Source organism: Aequorivita flava, assembly GCF_038742595.1.
Classification (GTDB): domain Bacteria; phylum Bacteroidota; class Bacteroidia; order Flavobacteriales; family Flavobacteriaceae; genus Aequorivita; species Aequorivita marisscotiae.
This window is the reverse complement of sequence record NZ_JBANCF010000001.1, coordinates 139,658-162,720: the sequence shown is the minus strand read 5'-3', so window position 1 is coordinate 162,720 and position 23,063 is coordinate 139,658. Positions and strand designations below refer to the sequence as shown.

Here is a 23,063-nt window from a genome sequence, read left to right as displayed (position 1 = left end):
AAGCTCAATCAACAAGGGATGTGGAGTTTAAACGCTGATGTCATGCTGACCTCAATCCTAATTTTAATTGCGCTTCACTTATTAAAATTGAATCGGTCACCAATTAAAATTTGGTTTTCCAATAATCAAACCAGATAATTTGTCCAACTAAAAGGGATATTTTAGAAGGCACTACACACCAATTTATCAAAATAAATATTAAATTTGATACCTGTCAGTTCGCACAACAGACAACCGAAAACCCACAACAGACAACAGACAACAGACAACCCACAACCCACAACAGACAACAGACAACAGACAACAGACAACCCACAACCGAAAACCGAAAACCCACAACCGAAAACCCACAACCGAAAACCGACAACCGACAACCGACAACAGACAACAGACAACCCACAACCGAAAACCCACAACCGAAAACCGACAACCGAAAACCGACAACCGACAACCGACAACCGACAACCGAAAACCTCAACCCTAACACTAGAACTTAGGCTATAAACTTTGCGTGTTAGGAACATTGCATATAAAGTGTAAACAAATTTGTTTATATTTGTAGTGTGGATACGCTACTAAAATACAAAGGCATACACCCAGGGATTGTTTTGGAACGTGAATTAAAAAAACGTTCCCTAAAACAACGCCCCTTTGCTATGAGTATAGATGAGCATCCACAAACCTTGAATGCCATTACTAAAGGCAAGAGAAACCTAAACACAGCTTTGGCGCTTAAAATTGAGGAAAAAATGGGATTGGAAGAAGGTATCTTGGCAATCTTACAGACTTATTACGACATCCATATAGAAAAAGAAAAACAACAAACTGAAACCCCTAATCTTGCTTTACTGCGCAATTCACTTTTTTGGGATACTGATATAAAGCATATTGATTGGAAAAAACAATATAAAGCAGTTATTAAAAGAATATTTGAACGTGGTAATAAAACTGAGAAAAGTGAGATTATTCGCTTTTATGGTAAACAGAAAGTAGATGATGTATTGAATTCAATAAGCAGAAAACCTTATACACTTTCCGCCAACTAAACTTTGGAAGATGCTACACTACAACACAGTAAGCAATTTACTTCGCAATTGCTTATTACAGTTAATGACTGCCAAAGAGTTCAATAGCTTCAGACTTGTTGGTGGTACTTCCCTTAGTCTTCAAATAGGCCATCGGGAGTCTGTAGATATTGATCTTTTTAGTGATGTTCCCTATGGCACAATAGATTTTGAAGGGATAACAGCATATCTACAAGCGCATTTTCCATATGTTGACCACTTAGATATAGCTCCTGCAATCGGTAAATCTTATTTTATAGGTAAAACTGAGAATAATGCTGTAAAGCTTGATGTTTACCATACTGATACTTTTATAGAACCCTTGTTATTAATCGATACAATTCGTCTGGCGTCAGTACCGGAAATCATTGCAATGAAAATAGATGTGGTCCAGCGTGGAGGAAGAAAAAAGGATTTTTGGGATTTGCATGCGCTGTTTGACAACTACACAATTGAACAAATGCTAGCATTACACAAGCAGCGGCATCCATATACTCACGATGCAACACTAATACTCCAAAATTTCATAGATTTTTCACAGGCAGATGATGATTTTGATCCCATTTGTCTGTTAGGTAAATATTGGGAGTTTATAAAGGATGATATAGTTACTAATATTGAAGCTTTTAGAAATACTAAAAATGGATTTGACTAAATCGGAAAATAAATCTATAGCTACAAATAGAGCAAAACACAACATTTCCCCCCCGTTGGCGCGAGCAACCCACTCTTGGTGCAATAACTAGGAATAAATGGATTACCATTTTTATAGGCAAACCGCATTTGGCGGGAACCTAGTACGTGAAGCAGTACCTGCCGATCCTTTAAGGCCAAACGCAGCCATTTTCTGCTTTCAATAACATCCATATTCACACCATCAATTGCAGTAATTATAAGGTGGGTGGCGCTGTGGCAGTGGCGGGATAAAAGAAAATGTTCTCTATAGGAAGTTCCTTAATTAACTGCTGTAGTTTTAAACCAATTTCTTCTGGCAATGATTCAAATGATAGCTTATTGATTGTTTCCATAACATACTTTTTAAGGCTTACAATAACAAAATTCCTTTATAGTATGGGCATATTCAAGTTTGAAAAAGGGTATTTTAGAAGTAAGAAGCTCAATCAACAAATGATGTGGAGTTTAAGCGCTGATATCATACTGACCTCGATCCAAATTTTAATTGCGCTTCGTTTATTAAAATTGAATCGGTCGCCAATTAAAATTTGGTTTTCCAACAATCAAACCAGATAATTTATCCAACTAAAAGGGATATTTTAGAAGGCACTACACACCAATTTATCAAAATAAATATTAAATTTGATACCTGTCAGTTCGCACAACAGACAACAGACAACAGACAACAGACAACCCACAACAGACAACAGACAACAGACAACAGACAACAGACAACAGACAACAGACAACAGACAACCGACAACCGACAACCCACAACCGACAACCCACAACACACAACAGACAACAGACAACAGACAACAGACAACAGACAACAGACAACCGACAACAGACAACAGACAACAGACAACCGACAACCGACAACACACAACAGAAATGGAACAAAAAATACACCAAGGCCGCAACATAAAACGCTTTCGCGAGATGCTTGGCATCAAGCAGGAGGCGCTGGCCTATGAGCTGGGTGAGGAATGGAACCAAAAGAAAATATCTCTCTTGGAACAAAAAGAGGAAGTGGACACTCCCCTACTCGAGCAAATCTCCCAAGTGCTGCACATACCCGTGGAGGCCTTTCAAAATTTTGATGAGGAGCAGGCGGTGAATATTATTTCGAGCACATTTCATGACAGTGCTGTGGCCAATACTTTTAAAGAAGATTCACAAGCAAATTTTCACTGTACGTTTAATCCACTGGACAAAATGGTTGAGCTTTACGAGCGCATGTTAGAACAACAAAAGGAAATGATTGAGAAGTTGGAGAAATTAATAGATAAAAAGTAAATCTTTTCAAAGTCTTCGCACTCTATTTTAAGAAACTTCTCAGTAATATTTACGCCATTAACTTCTCAAGTTTATCCTTCCATTTTTCCCAATCCGGCATTTTTTCATTTAAGAGCTTATAAAATTTTTTGTTATGTGACGGTATAATCAAATGACATAGTTCATGGATTATTACGTATTCAATACATTTTGAGTTTGCTTTTATTAACTCGGGATTCAAAATAATTTTACCTTCTGGTGCGCAACTGCCCCATCTAAGTTTCATTCTTTTTATTTCAAAAGACTGTTTTTTTAGCTTTTCTACTTTAAATTTTTCTAGTGCCAATTCCATCACATTTTCAAACTTTCGCTTTGCGTGGGTATAATACCACGCTGCCAATAAACGCTTTACTTTTTCTTGTTTCCCATTTTCTCCATCGTTAGGTTTTAGTGTTACCACTATCTCCCCTGCTTTTAGTTTTACGCTATTTTCATCTGCTTGTTTAACCTTTAGCATATACCGTCTGCCGAGATAATAATGGGTTTCACCAGACACATACTCCCTTATTGGAGTAGCGGGAAGGAAAGTCTCAAAATACCCTTGCTGCTTAACAATCCATTTACCACGATGCACCACCCTAGCCTTTAGTTCTTCTAAAGGAGAATCCTGTGGGGCTATCAACTGCACGCTACTATCGGGATGCACTTCAATGGCCAAAGTTTTCCGAGCAGTTCTGGTTATTTTAAATGTTATTGTCTTGGAACCGTATTGTACACTGTCCATCAATAATTGTTTTTGGCAACTTTTAAACATTTGGCAAGGATGCTATCTATTTCCTCAAAATTTATGGAAACCCCTAAGTCTTTACGATGCTCCATTAAATAATCTTCTATCGCATTTTCCATTTTGTTCTGGATGTCCAAATTTCTTTTCCAATCCCTAATGGTAAGTTTTTCAATAATCATCGTGATGTCGATGCCCGCAATTGCCAGCTTCTCTTGAATGCCTTGTGTAACCTCTTTGCCGTGTCTTTCATTTATTACTTGTGCAATAGCCCCGAAAATTGCCCTTGCCTCAGGGCGGTCTTTTACCAAAGCCGGAATGCCTTCTTGATGGCCTTTATCAAAATCGTTGCGTATTTTATTTATACTTTCCAAGTACTCCTTTTCATTTAATCGGCCTTCATGGAAATTGTTTATGGTCTGCTCAATAAGGTCTGAAAATTTTTTATAGTACGCCTCATCCTTTTCCATGTTTTCCGTAATCACTTTTTTCATGCGGTGGGCTATGAAATCGGCTTTGGAGGCTGGGGTTTTGCCATAGGTTTCCAAGGCCTCCTCAACCATATTCTTATCGAAAATATTGACATCTTTGGTTATCTCCATGATTTCATAGGCATTGACATAAGTATCTAACAATTTTTTTACCCTTGGCTCATATTCTTTATAAGAAATTTTCTCTGCATAGCGCAATTGGACAGAAACCCGAAGGCTTTGCAGTTTTTTAAGCTCACTCTTGTAAAATGCTATTTGTGGGGTTGTGAATTCCTCATAAAACACATCTGATGCCATAGCCACTTGCAGTGTTCTTGCAAATTGTGATAGCCTTTCGTAAAAATCATCGCGCACATCCTTTTGTGCAATACAACGTTCCAGCGCCTCTATATCCTCTTTGTTTTTTACGCCCTTAAAAATATCCCAGACCTCAGCATGGTAGATGGGTACTTTCCGCACCTCTTCACTCATATCTGCCACCGCATTCAGCAAATCGTCTTCCTCAAAATCTTCTAAGGCGCTGTATTCTGTCAAGGCCTCGTCCAGTTTTCCTAATACGCCAACATAGTCAATAATATAACCGTATTCCTTTCCTTTAAACAAACGGTTTACCCTCGCTATAGCTTGTAAAAGGTTATGGCCTTTCAAAGGCTTTGCCAAATAGAGCAAGGTGTTAACCGGAGCGTCAAAACCAGTTAATAGTTTGCTTACCACAATAATCATTTCCACTTCGGTGTCTTCGGGATCGGTAAACTTATCCACCACATAATTTTCATAGGTGTCTTGATCGCGGAACTGTTTCATCAGTCCCTCCCAATAATTTCGGGAATCTGAACTTGATATCTGCCATACATCTTCATTGTCCTTGCGGCTATCCGGAGGAGTAAAAACCACACGGGTGTTTATTTTTAATGCGGGATCTGTCTGGGTTTCAAAATACTTTTGGTATTTAATGGCCACATCAATCTTTGGCACTGCCAACTGTGCTTTTGCCATTGTGCCCTGCCAGTTTGCTGTGTAATGTTTTGATATATCGTAAGCTATTTCCTCTACTACGCTGTCTGATTCATAGATTTTTGAGATGGAGGAGAACTTCCTTTTTAAATCTTTTTGCGCCTCTTCGCTCAAGGGTTTTGCCAAACGCTCAAAACCTTTGTCTATTTGTTCTTTATTTATTTTCAATTTGGCGGAACGGCCTTCATATAACAATGGTAAAACCGCGCCGTCCTTTACGGCTTGGTCTATGGTGTATTTATGGATAAAGCCACCAAACTTACGCGCAGTGCTTTTCTCGGTTTTCATCAATGGCGTACCCGTAAACCCAATATAGGAGGCGTTGGGCAAAATCTTTTTCATACTGGCGTGGGCTGTGCCGTAATTGCTACGGTGACTTTCGTCCACCAGCACAAAGATGTTTTGGGAGTCTTTTATTTTTATTCTGTTAGAAGCCACCTGAAATTTATCTATTATAGTTGTGATAATCTCATTGCCTTTGTCTTTCAAAAGTTCGGTCAAGTGGTTACCACTTTGTGCTTTCTGTACTTTTTTACCGCAATTTTGAAAGGTTTTGTATATCTGTTTGTCTAGGCTTATCCTGTCCGTAACTATAACTACACGAGCATTAGGTATTTCAGGATCCAGTGCTAAGGCTTTTGAGAGCATCACCATAGTTAGGGACTTGCCGCTACCTGTGGTATGCCAGATTACTCCGCCTTTTCGGTTGTCGCTACTATCCTTTTGTTTTACCCGCTCCATAGTGTCCTGCACCGCAAAATATTGTTGGTACCTGCCTATTTTTTTTATGGGGCCATCAAACACTATGTATTTATAGGCGAGTTCCATCACTCTTTTAGGGCTGCAAAGCGAAACCAAACTTTTATCTTGTTGGGTGGGTAATCTGTCTTCGGCAGGAAGGTGTTCTAATGCTGTTTTAAGAAGCTTTTGCACTTGCTTTTCATTATCCTCTTTCCACACGCTCCAAAACTTAGCTGGGGTTCCTGTGGTGGCATATTTTACTTCGTTTGGGTGTACTGCCAGCAATAGTTGCGAAAAGTAAAACAAGCGTGGAATACCTCCTTCCTTACGTTGGTTACGAACCATTTGCGAAATAGCCTCGTCAATGGATTCGTTTTTGTCCCTGCGTTTGTTCTCTATCACAACAAACGGAATCCCATTAACAAACAACACCAAATCTGGACGGCGTTTCCCATTGATACCCTCCACCTCAAACTCTTCCGTGACATGAAAACTGTTGTTTTCTATATGTTCCCAATCAATATATCTTAAAGTAAACCCTTTGCTATCTCCCTGTATGGTCTCGGTAAAACTTTTACCCAAGGTCAGCAGGTCGTAAATCTTTTCATTGGTTCGGCTCAGCCCTTCGTCTGGCACCGACTTTAACGCATTGATGGCCGCTTGGATGCTGCCTGTAGAAAATTTATAATCCTCCCCCTTATACTCAAAACTGTTTATCTTGCTAAGCTGTTCGGTCAAAATATCCTCCAGCAAAACACTTGTAAATAAACCATCTCGCTCCTGTACCGCTTTTTCAGGAGTTATATAGTTCCAGCCTAATTTCTGAAGCAGATTCAGGGCGGGGGTTTGTGAGTCTTGGGATTCGGTGTAGTTTGATACGGCCATTTATTCTATATTATTTTTCCCTTTTGGGAATTTCTATTTTATTGTTAAAAACATTGTTTTTACTGTTGATTAATACTAAATTTGTCATAGTAAAAAGGATTGGGCTTTTCCCGGTCGACAAGAAACCTAAGTTATATGCTTAGGTTTTTTGTTTTTATGGGAATACCTTTATTCTTTTTATTTTTGATTTTAATATATCGTACGCTCTGTTATTTTGATTAGGTCGCAAATATTGTAACCCTATCGGTCTAGCAGTCAAATCAGCCAGCTGTAAACCAGTTGAATTTGATCTTTTATCGGCAAAAATGGGTTCAAAATTTATTTTGTCGAAATTAAAGTTTTTCCAGCCCACTCGCTGCCCTCCGCCACAAATCCTTCGAAATTCCAACTCTAGGGCATCATCTTCTTTTTTGCCTCTTTTTTCAAAAACAAAACATATATTGTCACCAGCGTCATTATTAAAAACCAATTGTTTATAAATTATTTCCAGTCCAAACTGCATCCCTAGGTTATAGGGATTATTGGGAGATAAATATTTTTCAGTCAGCTTTTGTTTGTCAATAACAATGGCATAAATTTCAAAATTGATATTGACTATAAGATCATTTAAATCATTAAGGAAGTTTTCTCTTAATGCTTGATCGGTTCTTAAAAAACTGAAATCTCCTTTTTGTTTCCGTATATGGTGTTCGTGGAGGATTACTTGGTCGTGATTATAATATTTGAATTTAAAATCCTGAATTTTTGACACGCTATTGTGGATATATTCATCAATCTTAAAGCAACAAAAGGATAAAACAAAAATGGGGTAGCCCGCATCAATATTTTGTGTGCCGTGGTCACCAGATTCATCAACATAGATAATATAGTTCCCTTTTTTTATCATACCACTTTTTCAGGAGTTATATAGTCCCAGCCTAACTTCTGAAGCAGATTCGGGGCAGGGGTTTGGGAATCTTGAGATTCGGTATATTTTAAATTATTCATTATTTTTCTTTAACTCTTAGATGCTGTACAAACGGATGCTCCCATTTACCAGAAATTAAATACTTTTCATAAAACACAAACCATTCATTAGTCCAAGGAACTATGGTATCAAAAAGGTTATGATTTTTTACATCCCACTTCATATCCTTTGGGAAATATAAACACAAACTATTGTCTTGTGGATACATATGAATATCTTCATTGCGTTCTATGATAGGTTCTTCTACAAATACGGATGGAGAATAAATACCGTCGTATTCTATCCTATAATAATATGTGACAGAATAAGCTGTTGGCTTAAAGCTCCCTCTTACTATAAGCTTATTCCAAACTATCTTGCAATCCAAGAAACTATATTCTGATTCTAAAAACTTTTTTTCCCGAATAAGAATTCCTCTTGAAATAAGTCCTTTCCTCTCCTTTGATCCTACTCTTCTTCTATTAAAATAATTTTTAGCCACCGAAATTTCTATGAGGTTTGTTTTTTACTCCATCAACATTTTCAGTTATCGACCCATCTTTTTGAGTATAAGCAGTTGAACTCATTATATTTGCGGCAATTCTATTCAATGCTACTTCTTTAGCATCTATATCTTCGTCAGCACCATCAGGGAATCTGTCTCCAAAATATTTTTGCCATATCTCACTTGCTTCTAACTGATTTTTAGACTTTAGAGCCCTATCAGCATCTTCAATAAAATCTGAAATTGCGTCCAAAAAATTATCTTTCTGTTGATCTGTGAGTTTACTGCAAACATCATCGTATGGCACAACAGGCATTTCAACATACCAGCTACTTTCAATACTGCTTTTAATTTCCTTTAGTAGTTCATATAACGCAATATCATCACGTTCATTAGTAGTTAACTTATTACAAGTCCAGATAGTAAAAGCCAAACCTGAAGGATATTTTCCTTCTGTATTATTCGACCATGCTTTCAGATACCTAGTTATCCGTTTTAATTGCTTTAAGTTTTCATGCTTGTTAAACCATTTAGTAAAATCTTTTGGGTCACTTTCTTCCCAGCCATTATATCGATTGGCTAATTGAGGATGATCATGTTCTTCTTTATTAAAATGATAAACAGGTAAATCAATATGGAAGTCTCCTTTATAATATACCCGGACACATTTGCTTTTTTTGGATGGTTGAATAGAAGTAACATCTTCAACTGCTTTATAAACTTGATCCAACACCGCAGCCGTACTTACTTCTGTATCTATTTTTTTAAAGTAAATCCCTAGGTCCAAATCACATACGTCATCCTTGGTTCGAATTACAGTTTTAGTTCTATAAGAGCCTTGCATATAGGTTCCAATAAAGTCGTACTTGGCCTTTTGTTTAAAATGGTCTATAATCTTATTTTTTATATTTTCTCTAGCTTTTTTCATCTTCTCAATTTTTGAAGATGTTATTTTTAACTCGTCATTAAAATCTAGAAATAATTTATTGCAATTTGCCATTTCGTTGGATTTTTTAAGTTAATATTTAGGTTTAGTTAGTTGTTGGATAATTATTCCATCTAGAACTACTTTTAATACTTGACAAAATAGATTGGCCACATTTCTGATATTTTGTACTTGCCATACTCATTAGTTTCTCTAGCTTTATTTTGTCTATAGAATCCATAGATATTCTAAAAGAGCTCTGAAACTCTTCCTGAATTCTATGGTAAACAAATACTTGTTTTTTTATGCTACCTGTTCCTCCCGCATATATACTGCATAAATCATCAACGTGTTGAGATTGTGCCTGCATAATCAAATCTAAAATTCTGATTTTAGACATCCAGTAAAATTTCCCAAATGGTTTATTAAGGTTTCCAAATAAAATTTTTGATTTTGTTTCATTAAAAGTGGTTTTTCCGGTACCTATTGAATACAATTCTATATCCTCATATTTTATTCCCAAAGCGCAATGAGCTTCCGTTAGACCTATAAAAGATGGATTGTTTGCAAAAACGCCTCCATCTACTCTCATTAAAAATTCCCGTTCTTCATTACTCCCATTTTTTTTATAATAATTAGAATAGGGGTTAAAAAAAGTTGGCGCAGCTGATGTTGCCATAGCCACCTGATATGCAGGAAGATGCTTATCTATGTGGTATTCTTCCTTGTGTGGTGTTTTAAAAACATTAGGCTTGGCATTAATGAGGTTATAACCTGTTACACAAACTCTAGTTTTTAAATCGGCAATTTTTGGAGAAACTCCATTGTTAGCTTCTTTAAACTTCGATTCAATTAATTTCTCTAGCTTACTGTTATTGTACTTCGCTCTCCTAATACCCATCCGTAATCTTAAATAGTAAGGTTTTAAGAAAATATCTTTTCGATTTTCAATGTACAGCTTCTCAATTTCTCTAGCCGGTATTTTCAAACCTAGGGCTAAAGCCAAAATCCCTCCTGTTGATGTACCACATATTAAGTCAAAGTTATTGGCTAAATTCCCTCCTAAATCATCTTCAAGCTCTGTTAAAAACCTAGCCGGATACACACCCCTTATCCCTCCACCGTCTATTGATAATATTTTAAACTTTTTCTCCATCTTGCTTTATATTTCAACCCTCACCTCCCCAGTCAACAACCGCTGCATCAACCCCCGCTTCTGCCCCCGAAGGGTTGCAAGTTCACTTTGTAATAATCCTATTTCTTTATCCGCAGCACTTAAAACGGAAGCTATTTTTTGTTGTTCTTTTATTTCAGGTCTTAGAATCGGGCAGTTAAGAACTTCCTTTTTCTTAAGATTTGTTTGACTAATTCCATCGTTAAACTTTAAGTAGTATTTGTTTCTATTCAATTGATTCCAAAGGAATATAACATCCATTTTCTTTGCCTTAAGAGAGCAAATCCTTTGATTTAGAGAATATCTTTCATTTTCTTCAATTATATAGCATTTTGCTAAGGCTTTTCCGTTTGGCACATCACTCATTACCATAACAATATCATCTTTTTTCAATGGTGAAGCTTGAGTATTTGTATTCTTTCTTACCTTTCCATCAGTTGAAATAAACTTTGAGTTTACTACCACAAATTCCCCATCTAATGAAATATCCTGCTCGTGTGCCTTACCATTAGTAAAAGTACTAACCGAGCTCAATTTAACCTCTTCCCACTCCCCCTCAAACCCCTCAAACCGTTTCTTCCCTGTCAACAACAATTGCATCAACCCCTTTTTAAACTCCTGTTTCGCGATGATAAGCTGTTCTTGTTTCGCAATGACGCTATCCCACGTGGAGAGGATGGTGGCGATTTTTTGTTGCTCTGGGAGTGTAGGTAATACTATTTTAAATTTTTGGAGATTCCCTTTTGAGATTCCATATACTTTGCTTCCAGTTGCAATTGTTTTTAAGGCTTTTTTTACTAGAGGGTTTCTAAAAATATAGACTCTAAAACCTTCCGCCGTTTTGTTGGTTTTATCCCTAAAAGCAAAAGTATGTAAGCCGCTTATCACTTTTCTTTCATTGACATTTTTAAGTTCAATGGCCTCTCCCACACCCTCATAATCTTCGGAAGCATCAGCAACAACCAAATCACCATCTTTTAAAAAGTCTGAAGTTTGTGATATAGCTATTTCCTTATTTATTTTCGGAACTCGGCTCTCATTTTCGAAATCTAAAATCGGGCGTTTATAAGTCGCATGAATATCCCCATAGTGAATATTATAAATCCCTTCTTCCTCTTCATAATTCAATTGATTTCTTGAAAGTGAATTGGAACTTAAAAAATCAAACACCTCATCGATTCTTGGCGTTTCCCAATCCTCTGGTATCCAACCCAATTTTGTTTTTTTATAGCCTTCTTTTATCGTAAAGGATTTTTCTCCAATTGAACTTAAAGAAATAGTAGCTGATATTGCACTCATATTTTGATTTATTGAATTAAATGGTCCTTTTCAATTTTTGATAAGGTGTCATATAGTATTTTGAAAAGATCCGTACCCCTAAGTTTTTCAACTGAATTTGGAATTATCGAAACACCATAGGACCGCTCCATGGGGAAATGATGCAGTCTATATTGGATTTCTATGGGGGAATCAACGGAAGGGGAATACCCCAAATTCTGATCAACTTTAAAATCGTGTCCATTGATATCTAAAACGGCTAAACAGTGTTCAATAATGGGAATTATTTCTCTCTGATTAGAATCCATACTTCCCATTTTATGCATTATTTTTTCTACAGCTTTTAACAAATCTTCCCATTCCTCAAAAACGTGTAACAATAGTTTTGTGATCAATAAAATAGAAAATTGTCTTTCACTAAAAGATTTTGTGGAGCCCTTAAATTTTATGGGTTTAGAACTGATTGAAAAAGGGGAGTTTAGTATCTTTAATAATCTGCGCGGTGTTACGGTATTCGCCTCAATCAACTTCTCAAATAGGAAAGTTGCGTCATCAAGCAAACCCTTATCTATAGAGAGCGCTATACTTCCTCCGTTTATTTGGATGGTATTAAGAAGCCGGCGAATTTCTTTTTTAAGGCCAATAGCATTTGAAAATTCGAATATTTTATAAGAATAAAATTTGTCTATATATCCTGTATAATCCACATTCGTCCCATATCTATTCCCAAAAATGTTTCGTACATTTTGTTGGTCAAAAACAAGGACAATCTTATCAAAGTCAAATTTATTATCATTACCGTTTTTATCGATTTGTGCAGCCAATACGTTCAAAATCCTAAATATATGTTCCGGATCTATACGATCTAAATCATCAATAACAAGGACTGTTTTTTTCTTTTGGTCGTTATCTTTTAATTGATTGACCAATTGACAAATTAACTGAGTATAAAAATCTTCTTCCTTTGTAGAGCCAGGTTTTTGAGTAAATGCTTCCAAATATTCTAAAACTGAAGCTTTATCATCTATTTGTATTCCTTTAAATTCATCTTCAAATTGTTTTAGAAGTTTCTTCAAATTTTCGGCAACACCAAACAGTGACTTTCCAATCAATGGAATGCTCGCAATGAGCGGGGTAAAAGCATCGAGTACTTTTTTTCCATTTTCTTGAAAAAAGAAAGGCAAATAATCTAGTTTACTAAAATTCTCTTTTTCGAAATCTACATTTTTACCTAAAAGCTCATATAGAAGATCGAATTTTATTAATTCAAAAATATCCTCATTGGAAGCTACTGAATAGTTAACAGGATAAAGATGGATAGCTTCATATTCCTCCTGATTTTTAAAAAACTCATTTAAAAAATAGGTTTTCCCAGCACCAAAAGGTGCAGACAGGATAATCCGATCATTAAAATCAATATCCAGATGCCTGCGAAATTTCTCGCTTGGTTCATCTATTTCGAATTTAAATACTTCTTCTGAACTCATTTCTTTTTTAACCTTTTTACTATCCTATCAAAATCCGATACAAAGTTTTTATCCTGAATCGGCACAAATTTTTCGTATTCTTCTTCAGCTAACTTCTTGGCTACTACTGCCGTTATTTTCCCGGAATCTTGCAGGACTTCATAATCGTTAAATTGTAAGAAACCATCCAGCTTACCAATCCAGTCCTTCATTTTCATTGGATTTTGACGTTCCGCTTGCAGTTCAGCAAAATCCAAATACATGGTAACAATGCGCTCCAAAGCCTTTATTTCATCTTCCTCCAAATAATTTTTGGCGGTGCCCACGTCCGATTTTAATATTTTTCCGGCAGGTGCATTTTTCCAAGTAGTCAATCCCATATTCTCCTTTTTGGCATCGGCTCGAAGTTTTATGATTTCCGCTGCCGTTCTACCAGTAATAGCCCAATGCAGTTTGTTCTGGACGGTTTTGAAAAAGGAACGGGTAATTGGTGCGCTCGGATCATAATCAATACTGGCTTCGGCATATATATCGGTAATCTTTTGATAAAACCTCCGCTCCGAAGCTCTTATGGAACGAATGCGCTCCAATAATTCATCAAAATAATCCCGGCCGAAATTTTTAGCTTGCTTTAACCTGTCATCATCCAAAACAAAACCTTTGATGATGAATTCTTTTAAAGTTTTAGTTGCCCAAATTCTAAACTGAGTGGCATTAAAACTGTTTACGCGATAGCCTACGGAGATGATGGCATCGAGATTGTAAAACTCAATTTCTCGCTGAACCTGCCGAGAGCCTTCTGTTTGAACTGTTCGAATTTTTCGAATAGTTGCCATCTCATCCAGTTCTCCCGATTTAAAAATTTCCTTTAAATGATAATTGATCGTGTGAACCTCAACCCCAAATAATTCGGCCATCTTCTTTTGGGAGAGCCAAAATGTTTCATCCTCAAAGCGAATATCCAACTTCACTTCGCCATTGGGTGTCGTGTAAAAGATAATTTCAGATTCTTTCATATCAATGCTTCATTTTTAATTCCCTCGAATTCGAGAGAATTGAAATCCGTGTTGCTCAATTGCTCCCAAAACTCTAAAAACTACATTTCCAATACTTCACATTCTTAGCCTGCTTGCCTACCTGCCTTTTCTGGCAAGTCTTGACTCCCACCACGGCGGGCGGGCTTGATTCTTGTAGTCCCGAAATATCGGGACGGTCTTGTTTCTATTACCGCACAACAATGATTCTCAATTATAAACCCAATTCCTTTAAATACCCTTCCATCTCAGCCTTCACTTCTACCAACTCCTTTTCCAACTGCGCAATTTCCTGTTTTGTTGCTTCCATATCCACAGGCTCCTCCTCTTCAAACGTATCAACATATCGCGGAATGTTGAGGTTAAAATCATTCTCCTTTATCTCTTCCAATGGCGCCACATGACTGTACTTTGGAATTTCAGCAAAACCTTGGTACGCATCCACTATTTTCTTAATATCCTTTTTCCGCAATCGGTTCTGCTTTTTGCCATCATCAAACTCCTTACTGGCATCGATAAACAAAGTATCGCTATTCGTTTTGGCCTTGTTGAAAATAAGAATAGCTGCAGGAATCCCCGTTCCAAAGAAAAGGTTTGGAGGCAATCCTACCACAGCTTCCAATAAATTCTCCTCGATAAGTGCCTCCCGAATTTTTCCTTCGCTGCCGCCTCTAAATAAAACTCCGTGCGGCACAATCACTCCTACCCGACCGTTTGGCAAGGTGGTCTCTATCATATGCAGTATAAAAGCGTAATCTCCCTTGGATTTTGGTGGAATTCCCCGCAAATACCTACGGTGTCTATCGGCCTCTGCTTTTTCATGACCCCATTTGTCAAGTGAAAATGGCGGATTTGCCACCACCACATCAAACTTCATCAACCCATTGCCTTCCAATAATTGCGGATTGTTCAAAGTATCGCACCACTCTATCCGCGCAGCATCCATCCCGTGGATAAAACAGTTCATCTTGCTCAACGCCCAAGTGTCGCCGTTACTCTCTTGGCCGTAAATGGCAAAGTCTCTCGATGGGTTGCCGTCTTTATCTTTTACTTCCTCTGCTACTTGCACTAAAAGCGACGCGGAACCTGCAGTTGGGTCGAAGATTCGATCTCCCGCTTTTGGGGCTACCAGCTTGGCCAATAGTTGCGACACCTCTTTTGGTGTAAAAAACTCCCCGCCTTTCTTTCCGGCTCCCGAAGCAAATTTCTCCAAGAGATACATATACGCCTCTCCCAAAACATCCTGCTTGCCATCCCATAAGGAAGGACGAAAATCGAGCTCTGGCTTTGCAAAATCGTTAATGAGGTTAAGCAACCTGCGGTTTCGGTCTTTGGTCTGCCCCAGTTTCTCAGAATTGAAACTGATGTTTCTAAAAACGCCGTCCAATTTTTCAATGTTCTTTTCCTCAATCTTGGAGAGTATCTTATCTATTTTTTCACCAATATCAGAGTCATTTCTATGGTCGTATATATAATCATAGGTACAGTTCTCAGGCAGCACAAAACGCTCGCGGTTTAGTTTGCGCTTTATTAATTCTTCATCATCTCCGTACTGTTTTTTGTATTCGTTGTAATGGTCCTTCCATACATCGCTCAAGTATTTAACGAACATAAAAACCAAGATATAGTTTTTGTATTCCGATGAATCAAAGGCACCTCGGAAGGTATCACACGCATTCCAAAGCATCTTATTTATCTGATCTTGACTGGGTTTTTCTTGCATTATTATATATTTTAATTTATTGATTTTAAAAGCTGTGCTTCTAATAGTTGATTTCTTTTTTCTTTAAGCGACTTGTAAATATATTGTTCTTTTTGGGCAAGCTTTGCGACTTTGGCAACCTTTTCCTGAATTTGCAATGACGGCAATTGAATGGGAATATCCTCTACCACCTCTTTATTTATACTTAGGGAATAGGTGCCTGAAGCGTGGGCCTGAAAATATTGCTGAACTTTGGTTTTGTTTATATACCAAGCTATATAATGTGGCTCTGCTATTAAAGTATCTACCTTTATTACATAAAACACCGAACTCGCGACGGATGGAAATTTGTTGTCAAGTTCAAAAACGGTTGCAAAATTGTTCGCCCCTTTTGAAATAAAAAGAATATCTCCTTTTTCCAAGTAATATTTATCCTTAACTTCATCTGCATCTATAAGAGTGCAATCCTTACCAATGGAAGTATATTCATTTTCCATGTCTTTTAACTGCACAACCCGCAAGTTACCCTTAGGAGAACCATTTACTTTCCCCCTAAAAGAATAGCCCGAAGCAATACCGCCGGGCTTTATTATTGACTTTAATACAGTTTTTTTACTTAACATTTTAGAATATACATAATTACTATGATGCAAATATAGTGATTAATTTAATTGCGTCACCGCTAATTATAACATAATCGTTATACTGTGCGATTATTTAGTCAAACTACATATTGTCTTTAAGTTTATGGCTTTAATTTAATACGATTGAATATCAAATCTTTACGGAATTCCGCAACTGGAACAAATTAAAAGGGGAGAAAAGTAAAGATATTAAAATTTAAAGTACGGCAACAAAAAATTATACTTCCTATACAAGCGCATCGGTAGTGAACAATTGTACCACATAAATAAAATTCCAAAAAAAGTAATGAAATTCAGTAAATAATCCCCTACTATAGTAAATTGCAATCCGGAAGTTAGCGAAGAGCCAAGAGCAAAGAGCAAAGAACAAAAAAATAAGCAACCAACACTATAAAATAAATGATAAAAAGTATTTGCATCCTTATATGCTGCCTTTCAATTACCTCCTATTCCCAAATACAGCTTGGGGAGGCTCTTTATGGAGAAGCCGCCGAAGATGAGTTTGGTGTATCCATAAGCCTCAGCGATAACGGATCTATCATGGCCGTGAGCGCAATATACAACGATGGCAACGGTACAGATTCAGGTCAGGTAAGGATATTTCACAACACCGGCGGGAGTTGGGATCAAATAGGTCAGGACATTTATGGACAGCATGCGGGCGATGCATCTGGCATGTCAGTCAGCGTAAATGGAGATGGAAGCATCGTAGCCATTGGCGCCAGATGGAACGATGGGAATGGTAATGACTCGGGTCATGTAAGGGTCTATCAAAACAATAATAACACTTGGGTCCAGATAGGTCAGGATATTGATGGGGAAAGCCCAGGGGATCAATCGGGTATGTCAATTAGCTTAAGTGCCGATGGTAGCATAGTAGCCATTGGGGCTTGGTTAAATGGAGGCAACGGCCCTCACTCGGGGCATGTACGGGTGTTTGGAAACAATGCGGGAATATGGACACAAATTGGGGAGGATATCGATGGCCAAAATTCCAGGGATAGTTGCGGGCGCACGGTAGTCCTAAATGCAACGGGCAACATCGTTGCCGTTGGAAGTACGGGCAACACTGCCAATACCGATGGCAATGGCGAGGTACGGGTTTTTCAGAATATCGGTGGCTCTTGGACGCAAATAGGACAAAAAATTGTAGGTGATGCAAGCAACGACGATTTTGGCTATGCCATCAAACTCAGTAGCGATGGCAATATAATTGCCATTGGGGCCCAAGCCAACGATGGCAATGGAACGGCCTCAGGCCAGGTAAAAATTTATAGGAACAGTTCAGGCACTTGGACTCAAATCGGTCAGGATATTTTTGGGGATGCCCCCGGCGACCGCGCGGGTTTTGCATTAGGCCTTAGCGGCGATGGCAGCATCTTGGCAGTCGGAGCACCGTTTAATAATAATAATGGCCAGTATGCAGGGCACGTAAAATTATATGCAAACAACAATGATACTTGGGAACAAATAGGTGAGGATATTGAAGGTGAAGCCAGCGATGACCATTCCGGCCTTGGTCTATCCATAAATAGGGAAGGTACTACGCTCGCCATTGGATCAACCTATAGCAATGGCAATGGCTACAAGTCGGGCCAAGTTAGAGTATTCGATATAAGTGGGTTACTGCACACCCCATCTAAAATCCCATTCCAATATGCCATATACCCTAACCCCGCCAGCACACACTGTATTGTACAATTGGCGCCCACCAATACCCTTCATGACATCCGCATTTTTAATACGAATGGCCAATTGTTAAAAACAACAAAGACCACCAATTTAAATATTGCAGACCTAAGCAGCGGTACCTACTTCGTCCATGTGCGAAGTGAACAGGGAGAAGCCATACAGGAACTAATTGTAGATTAATAGCTAAAAACCTAAATAAAACCTAATTTCAACCAGCTAGGGCATTCTTTAAAAGGTGTAGTAATATTTAGAGTATGCCGGGGTTAATATGCGGTAATGTATGGTTTAGAGAGGCCTAATCCCAGGCGATGCTTCCCTGGCGCTGGCGCCTGTCCTTAGCGTATTCCGTAACCTGCAAGCCCCGAGCGCAGTCGAGGATCTAGGTCCACAATCTCTTTCCCTCCAACTAAAAAAAATCATCCCCCAATCCGCAATACATCCATTCCCACAGCATTCGCACTCTTAAATAAATAATACGTATTTTCCACTTTCTGATAGAATTTCAGTCCCAAAACAGCAATCGCTGTACCAGCAACATCAGGTAATTCGGTACTCAAATCAAACTGAGTAGCACTGTGGTCCTTATCCATATAAAGTGGCGTACTGCACTTCAATCCATAGGCGAGAGTGTCAAAATCGAAATGTAAAAGCCCCAATGTAAGTGCCATATGGGTAGCCCCCGCGGGAAAAGCAACATTTTTTATATCAAAATTCGTTACCCTTAGGGTTCGGGATTCAAATTCATAGTTAAACGAACAAGCCAATACTTCCGCAATACTACACGAAGGGGTGAAAGCAAAATCCCTAAGTAACTGCTGGCCCTTAGCAGTCTCCAATCCACGCTTTACCCTCCTATCTCCTCGGCTGTTCACAGAATCCAGATCCTTTAACTTGGTAAACAATTGCACCATCCGCCCGTGAAGTTCTCCATCCTTCCGAACGCATAAAAACGGATTCAAACTTCTTTTAAATTGCTTTTTTACAGCACTACAATGTCCAAACTCCCCTGCATTTTCACGCACCCGCGCCATGCTTTCCTTGGTTTTAATGTGTTCCCCATTAAACCCACCCCCGGCCTTTCTGGCCAGGTTTTCGCCTTCTCTATTGTAAAAATTAATGTCCCCGATTGTTCCCTTTAATTTTATAACTCCTGTCTGTTTAGCCACAACTCATTGATTTTAAGTAGCTAATATACATAATAATCCACCCAAAAAAAAATATATAGCATATATATACCGTACTTAAAGTGTATTTATAGCGTATCTATAGCGTGTTTATAGCGTATTAAACCCTAATTAAAGGCATATAACCTCCTCATTATATTCTATATTTTTCAGATCGCTAGGGCGCGATTGCATCACTCACTTTTTCTATTGAGCAATCGCAATCGTAAATACTTTAGTACGGCTTCCTCGTTTTTCTAAACGTGTTGGTCTATCAGGATAACATTCCCATCTGGATCCAATAAGGTAATACTGGCAGGACCTGTAGTGGTTTCGTCTGCTCGCCTAATTAATTGTACATCGCTATCTTCTAATGTTTTTTGTATTTCCCGAACATCATCAAACTTTTCAACCTTCTTCGCATCAGAATCCCAGCCCGGATTAAAGGTAAGTATATTACCCTCAAACATCCCCTGGAACAAGCCAATCAAGGAGTCTTCATTCTTCATTATAAGATAGTTTTTCTCCATATCGCCCGCAAACACTTTAAAACCCAATGTTTCGTAAAATTCTTTTGAAGCTTGAATGTTCTTTACACTAAGGCTTACCGAAAATGCACCTAATTTCATATTGTTCATCATTTTTTAATTTTAGTTCGTTGTTTTATTTATTTTTAATTTCATTCCGGCCAATGCGCGATTGTATCCAAATGCCAATGCGCGATTCCCTCGCGTTCCATGCCTCTATTCATTATTGAGAAAAATCATCCAAATCCCTTCGCTTTCTAATATTGTATTCAAATATTAAAACCTTCAGTCCCCATAAAGTCAAGGTTTGTTCAACCAGAATCTGTCCATCCTCGGTTTTAGCAACCAATCTGTCTTTAAATGATTTTATATACTTAGCCCATAGCTTCCCGTTACTATCGTTCAGCAAAAAGTAAAAGCCACTATCCCCAAACTGCTTCCCGGCCGAACTTAAAATCAGTTCCCCCTTCTTACCTACCATAGGCGCTAAAATAACCGTGGCATTACCATTTGGCAAAGGGAAAATTGCCTTGATACAACTTTTCCCGGACGGAAGCGTACAGGTTTCATAAACCCCGGAATACACTATTTTGCCAGTAGCTTTAAAGGTTCTTAACCAAAGGGTGCGTTTTAACTTCTTGGTTTGCGCATCCCGTAATTGTATTATTTCACTGGTGAGCCCTCGTGAATTTGGTATGTTTTCAATCGGAACATTCAATTGCTCTATTCTGTTGCTAAATAGCAGCCTTAACAACCGTCCAAAATTTTTAAAAAGTGGATTCCATTTAACTTTTAAATCGAATTCGTAATTTGATGTGTTTTCGTAAAAATCAATTACATTTTTAGACAATAACTTTAATTGACTTGCAGGTAAGTTCAAATGCTCAATAGACTCAATTAAACCTTTATCTTTTTGGGATGTGTCAATTATAAGCTGCTCCTTTTCCGCTAATTGGTTTATAAATTTTAAACCAATACCCTGGGTGCCTCCAAACGGTCCCAATAACCAATCTTCCTCTGTTTTGTCTATTTTTCTACCAAAAAGAATAACCCATTGCTGGGTAAGCCAATCTTGAAGCTTTTGTTTTTTATGTGGACTTCCCATTTAATACAAATTGGATTAAAGCTTTGGAACAATATTTTGCTGACCCCGCCATGTGCCAAATTCCGCAATGGGTTTAAATCTTAGGGTTGTAAACTCAAAATGAAAGTTTTTGCGCGCTCTCTCCTTCATTGCATCGGCATGGCGCTTCGGTTTACGTATGGCACTATGCCCATGCACCATATCGGTCATTTCCTTCTCCGTTTTCCAAATTGAAAAAGTTGAAACCGTATGCGGAAAACTATACGAAGCCAACGAAAGTGTAGTGCCCGGATGGTCGCGCACTAATTTTTCTACGGGCCTTCCCCATTGTATAAATCTCGGTACTTCTAAGGGTTTCATTCTTGCAATAGTTACAGCAACTACGGGAGATGTGTCTTCCACTTTCGCTGTTTGTTCCGGTATTTTAAAAGCGTCATACTTACCCCATTGTCTTAAAAATTCTAAACGCACCTGCCAGCCTTTTGCAAGCCTTCTACCAAATTTATCCCCTCTCAAAAATTCGTCCAGAGCTGTTTCACTTTCCCATTGTGCGAAAACGGCAATTTGTTTAATTAAAATTCGGGAAGGTGATAAAATTGGCGACCCCAATGTCATAGCCATCATATACTCCGCGTGAATTAAGCCCTTGGTGTTCTTCGCTATTGGCTTCAAAAACATGCCTCTAATCGCTACTACCCGCGGTAATTCAACAAGATGATACGAAAATATACTCATTTATTCTTTTGTTATAACTTCACTGGTGCGCGATTGCATTGCGTTTTATTCAGTTCTCCGTATCCACTAAAAAACCAGCTCCTTAATCTTTGCTTTCAGCTTTTGTTTCACATTTTTAGGATAGCTTCGCTTTCCGTGAAAAACATTCAGCATTTCCTCAACAATTCGCTGTCCATACTTTCTGGCTAATAGATTTCTAACCGTCTTCTGTTCGTAAAACCATTTGGAAAGCCATACCCCCGTCTGTATCTCGGGCAATAACCCAGCCTCCAGTTTCGCTGTGTATAAAGCCCCCGCTTCTTGCAAATGCATATCTGTTTCTATAATGGCTTCAGCCGCCAACTTGCCGCTGTAAATAGCATTCGAAATTCCCTCAGCGGTAATGGGGTCTGCAAATCCTGCAGCATCACCGATTAAAAAAACGTTGTTTCTAACAAATCCATCGGTACGCGGCATTACAGGAATTTGAAATCCGTGTTGCGATTCACTTATAATTTCTGTAATCCCCAAGGTTTCTAAATAAGCCTGGTAGTATTTTTTTAAATTTATCTTAGTCCTTCGGGCCGAAGCAACGCCTATAGATAAATGCTTCTTTTTAGGAAAATTCCAAGCATAGCCGTAAGGAATGGCGTCAATATCAAAACGCACTTCCTTCGAGAGCCGCTCAAAATCTGCATCGCTTACTTCTACTTCATATTCTAGCGCGGGAATTAATTTCCGCGTATCTTCTGTCCATCCTGCTAATTTTGCCGTGGGGCTCAACGCGCCGTCAGCTGCAATTACAAAGTTTGCGGTTAATATACCCTGCGATGTTATCAGGGTTATTTGGTCGTTTTCAAAAGTAAGGGACTGCAATTTGTGGTTTTCCAATAATGTGGCGCCCGCGGCTTGTGCCTTGTCGGTTACCAGTTTATCGAAAGTGTCGCGCATTACCATAGTAATTGAGGGCTCCTCCCTATAGGTTTTAAAGTGAAGTTTTTCCCCTAAAAATATATCTACCCTATGGAATTCCTTTTCTACCACCTCACTAATATCAAAAGGCAGGCTATTGCGGCCGCGAAATACAAGTCCGCCCCCACAGGTTTTATAACGTGGTAAAGTGGCCTTTTCAATGATTACAGTCGAAATCCCCGCCTCTGCCAGATAAAATGCGGTTGTAGCTCCCGAAGGTCCACTGCCAATAACAGCTACGTCAAAATGCTTCATAAACTATATTTTCGTCTTGTAAATATAGTATTTGAGGTTAATTTATTGTC

22 protein-coding genes are annotated in these 23,063 nt (G+C 38.3%); 5 read left to right on the top strand and 17 right to left on the bottom strand.

Annotation, left to right across the window (positions count from 1 at the left end; genetic code table 11):
- Positions 1–204: 204 nt before the first annotated feature.
- Genes VZD24_RS00750 through VZD24_RS00740 form a run of 3 tightly spaced genes read left to right on the top strand, consistent with a single transcriptional unit; the run spans position 205 to position 1,719 of the window.
- Entirely contained in the window at positions 205–504 is a 300-nt protein-coding gene (locus VZD24_RS00750) for a hypothetical protein (protein WP_342686618.1), read from the top strand.
- A gap of 59 nt (positions 505–563) precedes the next feature.
- Positions 564–1,046 carry a helix-turn-helix transcriptional regulator gene (locus tag VZD24_RS00745; protein ID WP_342686619.1) on the top strand — a complete coding sequence of 161 codons (483 nt, stop codon included), beginning with the start codon at positions 564–566 and terminating at the stop codon, positions 1,044–1,046.
- A gap of 10 nt (positions 1,047–1,056) precedes the next feature.
- Complete coding sequence (locus VZD24_RS00740) at positions 1,057–1,719, top strand: nucleotidyl transferase AbiEii/AbiGii toxin family protein (RefSeq protein ID WP_342686620.1); 663 nt, start codon at positions 1,057–1,059, stop codon at positions 1,717–1,719.
- Between the two features lie 235 nt (positions 1,720–1,954).
- Here the strand turns inward: VZD24_RS00740 and VZD24_RS00735 are convergent, their stop codons facing one another.
- Positions 1,955–2,092: a hypothetical protein gene (locus tag VZD24_RS00735; protein ID WP_342686621.1), complete on the bottom strand. Its 138-nt coding sequence runs from the start codon at positions 2,090–2,092 to the stop codon at positions 1,955–1,957.
- A gap of 541 nt (positions 2,093–2,633) precedes the next feature.
- On the opposite strand from VZD24_RS00735, the gene VZD24_RS00730 reads away from it, so the two are divergent.
- A complete protein-coding gene (locus VZD24_RS00730; protein ID WP_342686711.1) occupies positions 2,634–3,038 on the top strand; it encodes a helix-turn-helix transcriptional regulator in 405 nt (134 codons plus the stop codon).
- A gap of 49 nt (positions 3,039–3,087) precedes the next feature.
- Here VZD24_RS00730 and VZD24_RS00725 read toward each other — a convergent pair whose 3' ends face one another.
- From VZD24_RS00725 to VZD24_RS00675, 11 genes are all read right to left on the bottom strand, one after another.
- Complete coding sequence (locus tag VZD24_RS00725) at positions 3,088–3,801, bottom strand: M48 family metallopeptidase (RefSeq protein ID WP_342686622.1); 714 nt, start codon at positions 3,799–3,801, stop codon at positions 3,088–3,090.
- Complete coding sequence (locus tag VZD24_RS00720) at positions 3,801–6,932, bottom strand: type I restriction endonuclease subunit R (protein ID WP_342686623.1); 3,132 nt, start codon at positions 6,930–6,932, stop codon at positions 3,801–3,803. Before VZD24_RS00720 ends, VZD24_RS00725 begins: the two co-directional genes overlap by 1 nt.
- 154 nt (positions 6,933–7,086) lie before the next feature.
- The gene (locus tag VZD24_RS00715) at positions 7,087–7,818 is read right to left on the bottom strand and encodes a DUF3800 domain-containing protein (RefSeq protein WP_342686624.1); all 732 of its coding nucleotides are present in this window, start codon (positions 7,816–7,818) and stop codon (positions 7,087–7,089) included.
- Between the two features lie 100 nt (positions 7,819–7,918).
- A complete protein-coding gene (locus VZD24_RS00710; protein WP_342686625.1) occupies positions 7,919–8,380 on the bottom strand; it encodes a type II CBASS E2 protein in 462 nt (153 codons plus the stop codon).
- Complete coding sequence (locus VZD24_RS00705; RefSeq protein ID WP_342686626.1) at positions 8,373–9,383, bottom strand: CBASS cGAMP synthase; 1,011 nt, start codon at positions 9,381–9,383, stop codon at positions 8,373–8,375. Before VZD24_RS00705 ends, VZD24_RS00710 begins: the two co-directional genes overlap by 8 nt.
- A 31-nt stretch (positions 9,384–9,414) precedes the next feature.
- Positions 9,415–10,464: a CBASS cGAMP-activated phospholipase gene (locus tag VZD24_RS00700; RefSeq protein WP_342686627.1), complete on the bottom strand. Its 1,050-nt coding sequence runs from the start codon at positions 10,462–10,464 to the stop codon at positions 9,415–9,417.
- A 6-nt stretch (positions 10,465–10,470) separates the two neighbouring features.
- Positions 10,471–11,781 carry a restriction endonuclease subunit S gene (locus VZD24_RS00695; RefSeq protein WP_342686628.1) on the bottom strand — a complete coding sequence of 437 codons (1,311 nt, stop codon included), beginning with the start codon at positions 11,779–11,781 and terminating at the stop codon, positions 10,471–10,473.
- Between the two features lie 8 nt (positions 11,782–11,789).
- Positions 11,790–13,247: a P-loop NTPase fold protein gene (locus tag VZD24_RS00690; RefSeq protein ID WP_342686629.1), complete on the bottom strand. Its 1,458-nt coding sequence runs from the start codon at positions 13,245–13,247 to the stop codon at positions 11,790–11,792.
- Positions 13,244–14,242 (bottom strand): virulence RhuM family protein, encoded by a 999-nt coding sequence (locus tag VZD24_RS00685; RefSeq protein WP_073219302.1) that lies wholly within the window; start codon positions 14,240–14,242, stop codon positions 13,244–13,246. The genes VZD24_RS00690 and VZD24_RS00685 overlap by 4 nt, the downstream gene beginning before the upstream one ends.
- Positions 14,243–14,474: 232 nt before the next feature.
- Positions 14,475–15,983: a type I restriction-modification system subunit M gene (locus VZD24_RS00680; protein ID WP_342686630.1), complete on the bottom strand. Its 1,509-nt coding sequence runs from the start codon at positions 15,981–15,983 to the stop codon at positions 14,475–14,477.
- 11 nt (positions 15,984–15,994) lie between these two features.
- Complete coding sequence (locus VZD24_RS00675; protein WP_342686631.1) at positions 15,995–16,585, bottom strand: restriction endonuclease subunit S; 591 nt, start codon at positions 16,583–16,585, stop codon at positions 15,995–15,997.
- A 420-nt stretch (positions 16,586–17,005) separates the two neighbouring features.
- Between VZD24_RS00675 and VZD24_RS00670 the strand changes: the two genes are divergently transcribed.
- Positions 17,006–18,478, top strand: coding sequence for a T9SS type A sorting domain-containing protein (locus VZD24_RS00670; protein WP_342686632.1), 1,473 nt, complete (start codon positions 17,006–17,008; stop codon positions 18,476–18,478).
- Between the two features lie 236 nt (positions 18,479–18,714).
- On the opposite strand, the gene VZD24_RS00665 is transcribed toward VZD24_RS00670, so the two are convergent.
- The 5 genes from VZD24_RS00665 to VZD24_RS00645 form a co-directional block, all read right to left on the bottom strand.
- Positions 18,715–19,464, bottom strand: a complete 750-nt coding sequence (locus VZD24_RS00665) for a hypothetical protein (protein WP_279447492.1) — start codon at positions 19,462–19,464, stop codon at positions 18,715–18,717.
- 254 nt (positions 19,465–19,718) lie between these two features.
- Positions 19,719–20,090, bottom strand: coding sequence for a VOC family protein (locus tag VZD24_RS00660; RefSeq protein WP_342686712.1), 372 nt, complete (start codon positions 20,088–20,090; stop codon positions 19,719–19,721).
- 121 nt (positions 20,091–20,211) lie between these two features.
- Complete coding sequence (locus VZD24_RS00655; protein WP_342686633.1) at positions 20,212–21,093, bottom strand: hypothetical protein; 882 nt, start codon at positions 21,091–21,093, stop codon at positions 20,212–20,214.
- 15 nt (positions 21,094–21,108) lie between these two features.
- A complete protein-coding gene (locus VZD24_RS00650; RefSeq protein ID WP_342686634.1) occupies positions 21,109–21,807 on the bottom strand; it encodes a hypothetical protein in 699 nt (232 codons plus the stop codon).
- Positions 21,808–21,873: 66 nt separating this feature from the next.
- Positions 21,874–23,013, bottom strand: a complete 1,140-nt coding sequence (locus tag VZD24_RS00645) for a geranylgeranyl reductase family protein (protein ID WP_342686635.1) — start codon at positions 23,011–23,013, stop codon at positions 21,874–21,876.
- Positions 23,014–23,063 lie beyond the last annotated feature (50 nt).

Coding starts and splice junctions, on each gene's coding strand:
- VZD24_RS00740 (WP_342686620.1), top strand. CDS start 1,057: ATGCTACACTACAACACAGTAAGCAATTTACTTCGCAATTGCTTATTA.
- VZD24_RS00735 (WP_342686621.1), bottom strand. CDS start 2,092: ATGGAAACAATCAATAAGCTATCATTTGAATCATTGCCAGAAGAAATT.
- VZD24_RS00730 (WP_342686711.1), top strand. CDS start 2,634: ATGGAACAAAAAATACACCAAGGCCGCAACATAAAACGCTTTCGCGAG.
- VZD24_RS00725 (WP_342686622.1), bottom strand. CDS start 3,801: ATGGACAGTGTACAATACGGTTCCAAGACAATAACATTTAAAATAACC.
- VZD24_RS00720 (WP_342686623.1), bottom strand. CDS start 6,932: ATGGCCGTATCAAACTACACCGAATCCCAAGACTCACAAACCCCCGCC.
- VZD24_RS00715 (WP_342686624.1), bottom strand. CDS start 7,818: ATGATAAAAAAAGGGAACTATATTATCTATGTTGATGAATCTGGTGAC.
- VZD24_RS00705 (WP_342686626.1), bottom strand. CDS start 9,383: ATGGCAAATTGCAATAAATTATTTCTAGATTTTAATGACGAGTTAAAA.
- VZD24_RS00700 (WP_342686627.1), bottom strand. CDS start 10,464: ATGGAGAAAAAGTTTAAAATATTATCAATAGACGGTGGAGGGATAAGG.
- VZD24_RS00695 (WP_342686628.1), bottom strand. CDS start 11,781: ATGAGTGCAATATCAGCTACTATTTCTTTAAGTTCAATTGGAGAAAAA.
- VZD24_RS00690 (WP_342686629.1), bottom strand. CDS start 13,247: ATGAGTTCAGAAGAAGTATTTAAATTCGAAATAGATGAACCAAGCGAG.
- VZD24_RS00685 (WP_073219302.1), bottom strand. CDS start 14,242: ATGAAAGAATCTGAAATTATCTTTTACACGACACCCAATGGCGAAGTG.
- VZD24_RS00680 (WP_342686630.1), bottom strand. CDS start 15,983: ATGCAAGAAAAACCCAGTCAAGATCAGATAAATAAGATGCTTTGGAAT.
- VZD24_RS00675 (WP_342686631.1), bottom strand. CDS start 16,585: ATGTTAAGTAAAAAAACTGTATTAAAGTCAATAATAAAGCCCGGCGGT.
- VZD24_RS00670 (WP_342686632.1), top strand. CDS start 17,006: ATGATAAAAAGTATTTGCATCCTTATATGCTGCCTTTCAATTACCTCC.
- VZD24_RS00660 (WP_342686712.1), bottom strand. CDS start 20,090: ATGAAATTAGGTGCATTTTCGGTAAGCCTTAGTGTAAAGAACATTCAA.
- VZD24_RS00655 (WP_342686633.1), bottom strand. CDS start 21,093: ATGGGAAGTCCACATAAAAAACAAAAGCTTCAAGATTGGCTTACCCAG.
- VZD24_RS00650 (WP_342686634.1), bottom strand. CDS start 21,807: ATGAGTATATTTTCGTATCATCTTGTTGAATTACCGCGGGTAGTAGCG.
- VZD24_RS00645 (WP_342686635.1), bottom strand. CDS start 23,013: ATGAAGCATTTTGACGTAGCTGTTATTGGCAGTGGACCTTCGGGAGCT.